General features: G+C 74.4%; 8 protein-coding genes. 7 read left to right on the forward strand and 1 reads right to left on the reverse strand.

Annotated features, from left to right (window positions below; translation table 11 throughout):
- The first annotated feature begins 11 nt into the window (after nucleotides 1–11).
- The 7 genes from ACZ5GH_RS24195 (at nucleotide 12) to ACZ5GH_RS24225 (ending at nucleotide 7610) form a co-directional block, all read left to right on the forward strand.
- A complete protein-coding gene (locus tag ACZ5GH_RS24195; RefSeq protein ID WP_464335214.1) occupies nucleotides 12–2684 on the forward strand; it encodes an FtsK/SpoIIIE family DNA translocase in 2673 nt (890 codons plus the stop codon).
- Nucleotides 2685–2967: 283 nt separating this feature from the next.
- Nucleotides 2968–3831 (forward strand): helix-turn-helix domain-containing protein, encoded by an 864-nt coding sequence (locus ACZ5GH_RS24200; protein ID WP_387760784.1) that lies wholly within the window; start codon nucleotides 2968–2970, stop codon nucleotides 3829–3831.
- Nucleotides 3832–3927: 96 nt separating this feature from the next.
- Nucleotides 3928–5433: a 30S ribosomal protein S12 methylthiotransferase RimO gene (rimO, locus tag ACZ5GH_RS24205; protein WP_387760783.1), complete on the forward strand. Its 1506-nt coding sequence runs from the start codon at nucleotides 3928–3930 to the stop codon at nucleotides 5431–5433.
- On the forward strand, nucleotides 5430–6068 hold the full coding sequence (gene pgsA / locus ACZ5GH_RS24210) for a CDP-diacylglycerol--glycerol-3-phosphate 3-phosphatidyltransferase (protein WP_387760782.1): 639 nt from the start codon (nucleotides 5430–5432) through the stop codon (nucleotides 6066–6068). Before rimO ends, pgsA begins: the two co-directional genes overlap by 4 nt.
- A gap of 17 nt (nucleotides 6069–6085) precedes the next feature.
- The gene (locus ACZ5GH_RS24215; RefSeq protein WP_464335215.1) at nucleotides 6086–6568 is read left to right on the forward strand and encodes a CinA family protein; all 483 of its coding nucleotides are present in this window, start codon (nucleotides 6086–6088) and stop codon (nucleotides 6566–6568) included.
- A 318-nt stretch (nucleotides 6569–6886) separates the two neighbouring features.
- The gene (locus tag ACZ5GH_RS24220) at nucleotides 6887–7255 is read left to right on the forward strand and encodes a helix-turn-helix domain-containing protein (RefSeq protein WP_049660741.1); all 369 of its coding nucleotides are present in this window, start codon (nucleotides 6887–6889) and stop codon (nucleotides 7253–7255) included.
- Between the two features lie 103 nt (nucleotides 7256–7358).
- Nucleotides 7359–7610, forward strand: coding sequence for a hypothetical protein (locus ACZ5GH_RS24225; protein WP_387760780.1), 252 nt, complete (start codon nucleotides 7359–7361; stop codon nucleotides 7608–7610).
- Nucleotides 7611–7673: 63 nt separating this feature from the next.
- Here ACZ5GH_RS24225 and ACZ5GH_RS24230 read toward each other — a convergent pair whose 3' ends face one another.
- Nucleotides 7674–12407, reverse strand: a complete 4734-nt coding sequence (locus tag ACZ5GH_RS24230) for an ATP-dependent helicase (RefSeq protein WP_464335216.1) — start codon at nucleotides 12405–12407, stop codon at nucleotides 7674–7676.
- Between the last annotated feature and the right edge of the window lie 159 nt (nucleotides 12408–12566).

The following is a 12566-nucleotide window of genomic DNA, read 5'->3' on the forward strand; positions in this document are numbered from 1 at the left end:
GCTGCTGACCCATGGCCACTCGCACGCCCGGGAACGCAGCACGTAAGACGAGTCCGGGTCCGTCCAAGAAGGCCGCGGCGAAGACCCCGGGCAAGCCGCCCGCGAAGAAGGCGGCGGCGAAGAAGGCGGCTCCCGCGAAGAAGACGGCGGCCAGGCCGGCCGCGCCCCCGCCGAAACCGTCCAGGTCGGTGCTGATGGGCGCGCTCAACGCGCTGGCGAGCCCGATAGCCGCGATCTTCCGGGGCTTCGGCGACGGGGCCAAGAACCTCGACCCGGCCCACCGCAAGGACGGCGTCGGCCTGCTGCTGTTCGCGCTCGCGCTGGTGACCGCGGCCGGCACCTGGTTCAGCCCGCAGGGCTGGCTGGGCGAGGCGGCCACCGCCGTGGTGTCCGGGCTGTTCGGCCGGCTCGACGTGCTGGTGCCGTTCCTGCTGGCCGCGATGGCGATCCGGCTCTGGCGCCACCCGGAGCTGCCGGAGGCCAACGGCCGGATCATGATCGGGCTGAGCGCGCTGCTGGTCGGCGTCCTCGGCCTGGTCCACATCGGCTGCGGCGCGCCCATGATGGGCAGCGGCGCCTCCCGGATAAGGGCGGCCGGCGGGATCATCGGCTGGGCCGCGTCCACCCCGATGATGGCCGCCGCCGGCCCCGCCCTCGCCGTTCCGCTGCTCCTGCTGCTGGCCTTCTTCGGCCTGCTGGTGGTCACCGCGACCCCGGTCAACCGGATCCCGGAGCGGCTGCGGTCGATCGGTGTACGGCTCGGGGTGGTCGAGCCCGGGCCGGAGGACGGGCACTGGGGGCGCACGCCGGAGCGCGAGCTGTCCACCGACCCGCCGGAGGACGCCGACCCCGACGCGCTGCCGTTCACCGTGGACTCCGACGGTGACGACCCCTCGGACGAGGTGGCCGCCCGCCGGCGCCGCCGCCGGCGCAAGCCGGCCGAGGAGCCGGGGGACGCCGAGCGGATCTCCCTGGACAAGGAGCCGCCGGACCCGTACGCCACCCGCAACCTCGCCGCCGGCGCGGCGGCCGACCTGGACGGCGCGCTGGTCTACGGCGTGCCCGCCTCCTCCGCGGTGGCGGACATGATGCACCAGGTGCAGGACCGGACCGCCCCGCCGGAGGAGGCCGCCGTCCCGGCCGCCCGCAGCGGCGGGGTGGGGGCGCCCGAGGGGCACGGCGAGGCGCCGGTGCGGATGGAGCAGCTCCAGCTCGGCGAGGGCGTCACCTACGCGCTGCCCTCGCTCGACCTGCTGGAGCGCGGCGGCCCGGCCAAGGCCCGCAGCGCCCTCAACGACGAGGTGGTCGCCCAGCTCACCAGCACCTTCGCCGAGTTCAAGGTGGACGCCCGGGTCACCGGCTTCACCCGGGGCCCGACGGTCACCCGCTACGAGGTCGAGCTCGGCCCGGCCGTCAAGGTGGAGCGGATCACCGCGCTCGCCAAGAACATCGCGTACGCGGTGGCCAGCCCGGACGTGCGGATCATCAGCCCGATCCCGGGCAAGTCCGCGGTCGGCATCGAGATCCCCAACCGGGACCGCGAGATGGTCAACCTCGGCGACCTGCTGCGCTCGCGCACGGCCGCCGAGGACCCGCACCCGATGGTCGTCGGCATGGGCAAGGACGTCGAGGGCCACACCGTGATGGCCAACCTCGCCAAGATGCCGCACATCCTGGTGGCCGGCGCGACCGGCGCGGGCAAGTCCTCCTGCATCAACTGCCTGATCACCTCGATCCTCGCCCGGGCCACCCCGGACGAGGTGCGGATGGTGCTGGTCGACCCCAAGCGGGTCGAGCTGACCGCGTACGAGGGCATCCCGCACCTGATCACGCCGATCATCACCAACCCCAAGAAGGCCGCCGAGGCCCTCCAGTGGGTGGTGCGCGAGATGGACATGCGCTACGACGACCTCGCGGCGTTCGGCTTCCGGCACGTGGACGACTTCAACGCGGCGGTGCGGGCCGGCAAGGTCACCCCGCCGCTGGGCAGCGAGCGCGAGCTGACGCCGTACCCGTACCTGCTGGTGATCGTCGACGAGCTGGCCGACCTGATGATGGTCGCGCCGCGCGACGTCGAGGACTCGGTGGTCCGGATCACCCAGTTGGCCCGCGCGGCCGGCATCCACCTGGTGCTCGCCACCCAGCGGCCCTCGGTGGACGTGGTCACCGGCCTGATCAAGGCCAACGTGCCGTCCCGGCTGGCCTTCGCGACCTCCGCGATGGCCGACTCCCGGGTCATCCTGGACCAGCCCGGCGCGGAGAAGCTGATCGGCAAGGGCGACGCGCTCTTCCTGCCGATGGGCGCCAGCAAGCCGATCCGCATGCAGGGCGCGTTCGTCACCGAGGCGGAGATCGCCAAGGTGGTGCAGCACTGCAAGGACCAGCTGACCGCCGTCTACCGGGACGACGTGATGGTCGGGGGCGGGCCGAAGAAGGAGATCGACGAGGAGATCGGCGACGACCTGGACCTGCTGATCCAGGCGGCCGAGCTGGTGGTCTCCACCCAGTTCGGCTCGACCTCGATGCTCCAGCGCAAGCTCCGGGTCGGCTTCGCCAAGGCGGGCCGGCTGATGGACCTGATGGAGTCGCGCGGGATCGTCGGCCCGAGCGAGGGTTCCAAGGCCCGCGACGTGCTGGTGAAGCCGGACGAGCTGGACGGGGTGCTGATCACCCTTCGGGGCTGACCGCCCGGGCCCGAGCGGGGCCCGGGCCGTGTCCTGACCGAGGTGTCACTCGTTCGGTGGAGGGTAGGCGGCGTGCGGGGAACCGAACGTGCGTACACCGCGTCACACGGCGGAAAGCGGACCCCGGGACCCACACGCGGCTCCGCCGACGTCCCGTCAGCGGAGTGTCGGACCCCGGTGAGAACGGGTATGCGCATTCGGGCCCGTTCCGCTTGAGAAACGATCCGCCCCCGCCCCTAGACTGTTCCCCAGCAGGTGGCCATCCGCTCGAAAGGCGTGCCCCGTGACCATCGGCAAGTCCTCCGATCGCGAGAACACCATGCCGTCCCCCGAGCCGGCCGACGACGTGGTGCAGGCGGCCGATGCCCCGAGCATCGGCCGGATGCTGTCCACCGCCCGGATCGACGCGGGACTCACGGTGGACCAGGTGAGTACCGCCACCCGGGTGCGGGTGCCGATCGTCCATGCCATCGAGGAGGACGACTTCGCCCGCTGCGGCGGCGACTTCTACGCCCGCGGGCACATCCGCCTGATCGCCCGGGCGGTCGGCCTGGACGGCGAGGCGCTGGTCGCCCGGTACGACGCCGCGCACGGCGGCTCGCCCGCCGCCAGGCGCCCGTCGACCCAGCTGATCGACAGCGGCCCGATCAAGGTGCCCCGCCGCGGCCGGCCGAACTGGGCGGCCGCCATGGTCGCCGCGATCGTCGCCGTGGTCGCGCTGATCGGCTTCAACCTGGTCAGCGGCAAGGACGGGCGCGGCACCACCGGCTCGGCCAGCGCGCCGCTGCCCAGCGGCTCCGGGACCGGCTCGGTGGCCCCCGCCGCCACGCCCACCGTCCAGCCGCCGGCGCCCGCGCCGAGCGCCGCCGCGATCGCCGCCGTCCCCGCCGACAAGGTCACCGTGAAGCTGGTCGCCGAGGGCACCAGCTGGGTATCGGCGATGGACGGCACCGGCAAGTCGCTGTTCCAGAACAACATCAGCAGCGGCCAGGACCAGACCTTCACCGACCCCAAGCAGATCAAGCTGGTGCTGGGCAACGGCGGGGCCGTGCACGCGTACGTCAACGGGAAGGACCTCGGCCTCCTCGGCAAGGACGGCCAGGTGGTGCACGTCACGTACACCCCCGGAGACCCGCAGGCAGGCTGACCACAGGGGTCGGAAGGTCCACCGATGATCAGCTGATCCGAGGCGCGCGGCCTCCGGGGCGAACGGCACCGGAGCCCGCGCGTTAATCTTGGCCCTATGCCTGAACGCCGCACTGTCGCCCTTGTCACGCTCGGATGCGCCCGCAACGAGGTGGACTCCGAGGAACTCGCCGGGCGACTGGAAGCCGACGGCTGGTTGCTCGTCGACGACGCCACCGACGCGGACGTCGCCGTCGTCAACACCTGCGGCTTCGTCGAGGCCGCCAAGAAGGACTCGGTGGACGCCCTGCTGGAGGCCAACGACCTCAAGGGGCACGGCCGCACCCAGGCCGTCGTCGCCGTCGGCTGCATGGCCGAGAGGTACGGCAAGGAGCTCGCCGACGCCCTCCCCGAGGCGGACGGCGTCCTCGGCTTCGACGACTACGCCGACATCTCCGACCGCCTCCAGACCATCCTGTCCGGCGGCCACCACGCCCCGCACCTGCCGCGCGATCGCCGCAAGCTGCTGCCGATCAGCCCGGCCGAGCGGCAGACCGCCGCCGAGGCGGTCGCCCTGCCCGGCCACGGCGCCGAGGCCGCCGCCGAGCCGATCGCCGACCTGCCCGACGGCGTCGCCCCGGCCTCCGGCCCGCGCACCCTGCGCAAGCGGCTGGACGACAACCCGGTCGCCTCCGTCAAGCTCGCCTCCGGCTGCGACCGGCGCTGCTCCTTCTGCGCCATCCCGGCCTTCCGCGGCTCCTTCATCTCCCGCCGCCCCTCCGACGTGCTGCACGAGGCCCAGTGGCTGGCCGGGCAGGGCGTGCGCGAGATCGTCCTGGTGAGCGAGAACAACACCTCGTACGGCAAGGACCTCGGCGACATCCGGCTGCTGGAGACGCTGCTCGGCGAGATCTCCGCGATCGAGGGCGTCGAGCGGGTCCGGGTCTCCTACCTCCAGCCGGCCGAGATGCGCCCCGGCCTGATCGACGCGATGACCGGGACCACCGATGTGGTGCCCTACTTCGACCTGTCCTTCCAGCACTCCGCGCCCGCCGTGCTGCGCCGGATGCGCCGCTTCGGCTCCACCGACCAGTTCCTGGAGCTGCTGGGGACGATCCGCGGCAAGGCCCCGCAGGCCGGCGCCCGGTCCAACTTCATCGTCGGCTTCCCCGGCGAGACCGAGGAGGACTTCGCCGAGCTGGAGCGCTTCGTCACGCACGCCGGGCTGGACGCGATCGGCGTCTTCGGCTACTCCGACGAGGACGGCACCGAGGCCGCGACCTACGACGGCAAGCTCGCCGAGGACGTGATCGCCGACCGGCTGGACCGGCTGAGCCGGCTGGCCGAGGAGATGACCGCCCAGCGGGCCGAGCAGCGGATCGGCACCGAGGTCGAGGTGCTGATCGAGTCGATCGAGGACGGCGTGGTCGAGGGCCGCTCCGCCCACCAGGCCCCGGAGACCGACGGCCTGACCACCCTCACGGGTGTCGAGGCCCCCCGGGTCGGCCAGTTCTGGCGGGCCAAGGTGGTCGCCAGCGAGGGCGTCGACCTGATCGCCGAGGCGCTGGAGCAGGTGCGGGTGCCCGGGACCGCGGGGGCCGAGGCCTCGGGAGCCGGGGAATGACCAAGGGGCCAGGCGCCCCGGCCGCGGCCCACCCGGGCAGACCGGTGGCCGCGGCGCCGTCGACCCCGGGGGTCTGGAACATCGCCAACGTGCTCACGATGGTCCGGGTGCTGCTGGTGCCGGTCTTCGTGGTGCTGCTGTTCGCCGACGGCGGGCACGACCCCAAGTGGCGCTCGGTCGCCTGGGCCTCGTTCGCGATCGCGATGATCACCGACCTGTTCGACGGTGAACTGGCCCGGCGCAAGGGCCTGGTCACCGACTTCGGGAAGATCGCCGACCCGATCGCCGACAAGGCGATCATGGGCTCGGCGCTGATCGGCCTCTCACTGCTCGGCGACCTGCCCTGGTGGGTCACCGTGGTGATCCTCTCCCGCGAGCTCGGCATCACGCTGATGCGGTTCTGGGTGATCCGCTACGGGGTCATCCCGGCCAGCCGCGGCGGCAAGCTGAAGACGCTGACCCAGGGCACCGCGGTCGGCATGTACGTACTGGACCTGACCGGCTGGCTGGCCACCGGGCGGGCCGTGCTGATGGGGCTGGCGGTGCTGCTGACCGTCGGCACCGCGCTGGACTACATCGGGCAGGCGCTGCGACTGCGCCGCGAGGGGCGGGCCGCGGCGCGGCCGGGCCGCTGAGCTACGGGGGGGACCGGGTGGCGGAGCGGGACTACGAACTGGCCGAGCGGGCGCACGCCGCGCTACGGGCCGAGGGCGGCACGCTGGCCGTCGCCGAGTCGCTGACCGGGGGTCTGCTGGCCGCCGCGCTGGTGGACGTCCCCGGCGCGTCCGCGACCTTCCGGGGCTCGGTCACCGCGTACGCGACCGAGCTGAAGGCCTCGGTGCTCGGGGTGGACGAGGGCCTGCTGGACGTGTACGGGCCGGTCCACCCGGTGGTGGTCCGACAGATGGCCGAGGGCGTACGGGGACTGCTGGGGGCCACCTACGGGCTCGCGACGACCGGGGTGGCCGGGCCGGACCCGCAGGACGGGCAGCCGGTGGGCACCGTACACCTGGCGGTCGCCGGCCCGGGTGGAACCCTGGTCAGTTCACCCCTGCTGTCGGGGGGTCGTGCCACAATCCGTCACGAAGCGGTGACCGCCGCGCTGGAGCTGCTGGTCGGTCGGTTCGTAGGCTAGGAGGCCGCCGGGGCGGGATCTCCACCGAACCGAGATCTGCCGGGCTGGCGCGCGGGCATGGGACAGCTGGAGGATCGTGTTACATCCAACACCCTGGTTGGGCAGAAACCAGGTGGCGAACGAGTTGCGTGACGGTGACCGGGTGGGTCGCTACGGGTACCACGAGGGGCCCGCGAACCCGGGTGCGACACCGGAACGAGGAGGGGGACGGCCTTGCAGCCCAGAGTGAACACGACCAGGGTCCCCGCACGCGAAGCGGGCAAGGCGGTACGGTGGGGACGTGACATCTCGATCCGCAGTCCGAGGAGGGAGGCACCGATGATCCTGCTCCGTCGCCTACTGGGCGATGTACTGCGTCGGCAGCGCCAGCGCCAGGGCCGCACACTCCGCGAGGTGTCGGCGGCCGCCAGGGTTTCGCTCGGATACCTCTCCGAGGTCGAGCGGGGACAGAAGGAGGCCTCCTCGGAGCTGCTCTCCGCCATCTGCGACGCACTCGACGTCCGGATGTCCGAGGTCATGCGCGAGGTCAGCGACGAACTGTCGCTCGCCGAACTTGCGGCGATGGCCACCCTCTCCGAAGGTGATCTGCTGAGGCCGGTGCTCGAACCGGTTCCGCTGCCCGCCCCCGGCACCGACCGGGCGAACATGTCGCCCAAGGCCGCCGCGATGGACGTGGTCGCCGCCTGATCCCGGCCTCGACTCCCGGGCGCCCCTGCCCGGGGCGAGCGAAGGGAGGGCGGTCGTGCGAACAGACGCGCAGACGCGCCCGAGAGCCCGAATACGGGCCAGGGTGCGACTGTTCCTCCGGGTACGGCGTCCGGTGCGGTGGGTCCTGGTGGTCTCGGCGGCCGGGGTCGCCTGGTGGCTCCTGGCGGTCCGGGGACAGCTGACCGACGGTGCGGTGCTGGGGCTGCTCGCGGCCGGCGGCTGGGGACTCGGTCTCATTCCGGTCCACGCCGACTGGAGCGAGACCGGACCGGCCCGGCGCAGGCGCGCGGAGCCGGCGGCACCGGCGCAGGCGCAGCCCCCGCCGAACGGGTGATTCGACGTGGCCGGAGGCCGCGGGGTTCTCGGCCCCGCGGCCTCCGGCTTTCGGTGCCCCGGCTCAGGGGCGCAGGCGCAGGCCGCGCGGGGTGGCGTGGAAGCCGGCCTCCTCCAGGGCGTGGCCGAGGGCCGAGCCGAGCGCGGGCTCGCCGTTGGCCCGCTCGACCGTGACGCTGCCGAGCGCCCCCTCCCGGACGGCGGCCGCGAGCGCCCCGGCCGCCAGTGCCCGGCTGGCCCCGTCCTCCGGCCAGGCCAGCAGGGACTTGCCGCCGCGCTCGACGTACAGCGCCAGCTCGCCGTCCACCAGGACCACCAGGGCGCCCGCCTTGCGGCCCGGGCGGTGGGCGGTGGACTCCTTGCCGCCGGGGGAGGCGGGCGGTTCGGGCCAGGGCAGGGCGGCGCCGTAGGCGTTGGCCGGATCGGCGGCGGCCAGCACCAGCGTCTGCGGCGGCTCGGCGGCCGGGGCGGCCGGCCACTCGGCGGCCCGGGCCCGCTCCAGCCGGCCGTTCACCGAGCGCAACCGGTCGGCCGCGCCCTCCATGGCGAACTGGGCGCCGCCCAGGCCCTCGACGAAGTAGCCCCGGCGGGCGCGGCCGCGCTCCTCCATCGCGGCGAGCACCCGGTACACCCCGGCGAAGCCTCCGGGCACCCGTTCGGCCGCCACCGTGCCCCGGGTGAGCAGGCCGTGCCGGTCCAGCAGGCTCTGCGCCTGGGCGGTGGCCCGGACCGTCGGGTCGGCGGCGGAGGCGGGCAGCAGCGACCAGCGGCCGGCCACCGTCGGCGGGCCGCTGCGCAGGGAGCCGCCGACCCGGCCGAAGGCCCGGCCGGCGCCGCCGTAGCGGCCGCGCGGGGTGGACCGGGGCGCGCGGTGGGCGGTGGCGCCCGCCGTCCGGCCGGAGCCGAGCAGGGCGCGCAGCGGGGCGAGGGTGTCGTTGGTGACGTAACCGGCCCAGACGAGGTCCCAGAGCGCTTCGACGACCTCCGGCTCGGCCGTCCCCTCCGGCAGCTGCTGGACGAGCTGGCGGAAGAACAGACCGTAGCCGCCGGCCAGCGCGGACATCAGGGCGCTGTGCACCGGGGTGAGCGCGGGCGGGACGGGCTCGGGGCGCAGCAGGTGGGCGTTCTCGGCGAGGTGCAGGCTGAGCCAGCCGTCCTTGCCGGGCAGGGCGCCGGCCCCGCACCAGCCGACCTCGCCGGCCGCCATCAGCTCGTCCAGCAGGCCGGGGGAGTAGTCGGCGAGCCGGGCCGGGAGGATCAGCTTCTCCAGCGCGGAGGCGGGCAGGGCGGTGCCCTGGAGCTGCTCGACCACCCGCAGCAGGCCGTCCGGGCCGCGCAGCCGGTGGCCGGCCAGGTGCTGCCACTGGGGCAGGAAGGCGGCCAGGGCGCGCGGCGGGACCGGTTCGACCTCCTGGCGCAGCGCGGCCAGCGAGCGGCGGCGCAGCCGGCGCAGCACCTCGGCGTCGCACCACTCGGCGGCGGTGTGCCACTCGGGGTCGGTGTGGCTTCCGGCGGGCCGGAACTGGCCCTGGACGAGGCGGCCGGCGGCGGTCATGCGGTGCAGGGTGCCGGTGACCACGGCGGTGCCCAGGCCGTAGCGGTCGGCGGCCTCGGCGGCGGTGAACGGGCCGTGGGTCCGGGCGTGGCGGGCGATGAGGTCCCCCAGCGGGTCCTTGACCGGCTCGGTGAAGGCCTCGGGGACGCCGACCGGCAGCGGGGTGCCGAGGGCGTCGCGCAGCCGTCCGGCGTCCTCGATCGCGGCCCAGCGCCGCTCGCCGGCGATCCGGACCTGGATCACCCGGCGGGCCGCCTCCAGCTCCAGGGCCCACAGCGGCTCGGCGCCGCGGAGCGTCAACTCGGCCTCGCTGAGCGGGCCGAGCAGGCGCAGGGCGTCGGCGACGCCCTCGGCGTCCCTGATCCGCCGTTCGGGGGTGAGGCGCTGGAGCTCGGCCTCCAGCTCGGTGAGCACCTGAGGGTCGAGCAGTTCGCTCAGCTCGGCCTGGCCGAGGAGTTCGGACAGCAGCCGGGAGTCGAGCGAGAGGGCGGCGGCGCGGCGCTCGGCGAGCGGGGAGTCGCCCTCGTAGAGGAACTGGGCGACGTAGCCGAACAGCAGCGAGCGGGCGAACGGCGAGGGCTCCGGGGTGGTGACCTCGACCAGGCGGACGGCGCGGGACTCCAGATCGCGCATCAGCTCGACCAGGCCGGGGACGTCGAAGACGTCCTGCAGGCACTCCCGGACGGCCTCCAGGACGATCGGGAACGAGCCGTACTCCGAGGCGACTTCCAGCAGTTGGGCGGCGCGCTGGCGCTGCTGCCAGAGCGGGGTGCGGCGGCCGGGGTTGCGGCGGGGGAGCAGCAGGGCGCGGCCGGCGCACTCCCGGAAGCGGGAGGCGAACAGGGCGGAGCCGCCGACCTGGTCGGTGACCAGCTGCTCGATCTCGCCGGGGTCGAAGAGGGCGGCGTCGGCGCCGACCGGGGCCTCGTCCGGGGCCGACTGCTCCGCGGGGGCGCTGAAGTCGAAGTCGAGGGAGAGCAGGTCGGCGTCGGGCAGGCGGAGCACGATGCCGTCGTCGGCGTGCATGACCTGTGGGTCCAGGCCGTGCTTCTCGCGCAGCCGGGCGCCGAGGGCGAGCGCCCAGGGGGCGTGCACCTGGGCGCCGAAGGGGGAGTGGATGACGATCCGCCAGTCGCCGAGCTCGTCCCGGAAGCGTTCGACCACGATGGTGCGGTCGTCCGGGAGGTGGCCGCAGGCGGTGCGCTGCTCGGCCAGGTAGTCCAGCAGGTTGGCGGCCGCCCAGTCGTCCAGGCCGGCCTGCTTGAGCCGCTCGGTGGCGGCCTCGGGCTGGAGGGCGCCCAGTTCGCGGGTGAACGCGCCGAGGGCGCGGCCGAGTTCGAGCGGCCGGCCGAGGGCGTCGCCCTTCCAGAACGGGAGCCGGCCGGGGACGCCGGGGGCGGGGGTGACCAGCACCTTGTCGTGGGTGATGTCCTCGATCCGCCAGGAGGTGGTGCCGAGGGTGAACACGTCGCCGACGCGGGACTCGTAGACCATCTCCTCGTCGAGCTCTCCGACCCGGCCGCCGCCCTTCTTCGGGTCGGTCCCGGCGATGAAGACGCCGAACAGGCCGCGGTCGGGGATGGTGCCGCCGGAGGTGACGGCCAGCCGCTGGGCGCCGGGGCGGCCGGTCACCGTACCGGCCACCCGGTCCCACACCAGCCGGGGGCGCAGCTCGGCGAAGGCGTCCGAGGGGTAGCGGCCGGCCAGCATGTCGAGCACGGCGTCGAAGGCGGACTGCGGGAGGGAGGCGAAGGGCGCGGCGCGCCGGACCACGGCGAGCAGGTCGTCCACCGGCCAGGCGTCCAGGGACGTCATCGCGACCAGCTGCTGGGCGAGCACGTCCAGCGGGTTGCGCGGGATGCGCAGCGCCTCGATCCGGCCGGCCCGCATCCGCTCGGTGACCACCGCGGACTGCACGAGGTCGCCCCGGTACTTGGGGAAGAAGACGCCGGTGGAGACCGCGCCGACCTGGTGGCCGGCCCGGCCGACCCGCTGCAGGCCGGAGGCGACCGAGGGCGGGGACTCGACCTGGACGACCAGTTCGACGGCGCCCATGTCGATGCCCAGCTCCAGGCTGGAGGTGGCGACCACGGCGGGCAGCCGGCCCGCCTTCAACTCCTCCTCGACGAGCGAGCGCTGCTCCTTGGAGACGGATCCGTGGTGCGCCCGGGCGATCACCGGGGGCGCGCCCTTGGCCGCGCCCGAGCCGCCCATCAGCTCGGCGGGGGCGTGCGCCTCGGGGACGGCGGTGCCGGTGGCGCGCTCGTGGGCGATCTCGTTCAGCCGGTTGCACAGCCGCTCGGCCAGGCGGCGGGAGTTGGCGAAGACGATGGTCGAGCGGTGCGCCTCGACCAGGTCGACGATCCGCTCCTCGACGTGCGGCCAGATGGACGCGCCCCCAGCCTGGCGGCCGGGAGGTGCCCCCAGCCGCTGCGGGTCGCTGCCGGCGGCGCCGCCGGTGGCCGGGGCGGCGGGCAGGTCGTCCAGGTCGGGGACGGGGACGACCACCGAGAGGTCGAAGTCCTTGGCGGCGGCGGGCTGGACCACGGTGGCGCCGCGCTGGGGGCTCAGGAAGCGGGCCACCTCGTCGACCGGGCGGACCGTCGCGGACAGGCCGATCCGGCGGGCCGGACGGTCCAGCAGTTCGTCCAGCCGCTCCAGGCTGAGCGCGAGGTGGGCGCCGCGCTTGGTGCCGGCGACGGCGTGCACCTCGTCCAGGATCACCGTGTCCACGCCGCGCAGGGCGTCCCGGGCGGCGGAGGTGAGCAGCAGGAACAGCGACTCGGGGGTGGTGATCAGGATGTCCGGCGGGTGGGTCGCGAAGCGTCGGCGGTCGGCGGCCGGGGTGTCGCCGGAGCGGATGGCGACCTGGACCTCGGGCTCGGGCAGGCCGAGCCGGACGGCGGCCTGGCGCAGGCCGGCCAGCGGGGCGCGCAGGTTCCGCTCGACGTCCACCGCGAGGGCCTTGAGGGGTGAGACGTAGAGGACCCGGCAGCGGCGCTTGGACTCGGCGGGGGGCGGGGTGCTGCTGAGCCGGTCGAGGGCGGCGAGGAAGGCGGCCAGCGTCTTGCCGGAGCCGGTGGGGGCGACCACCAGGACGTCCGTCTCCCGCTGGATGGCCTGCCAGGCCTCGGCCTGGGCGGCGGTGGGGGCGGAGAAGGCACCGGTGAACCAGGCCCGGGTGGCCGGGGCGAAGCCGGCCAGGGGGTCGTGGGCGGGCGGGGTCGGGTGCTGGGGCGCCATGCCCCCATGGTGCCGGGTGGGACTGACAAGTGGGGGTGGGGGCGGAGGGAGGGGGAGGAGGTGGGGCGGGGCGTGGGGTGCAAGCTGAGGGGCAGAAATGGTGATCCGCTCATATGGTGAGAAATCGGATGCTTGATCCATCCGTGACCCATCGGACCG

This window comes from Kitasatospora sp. Xyl93 (genome assembly GCF_055383135.1).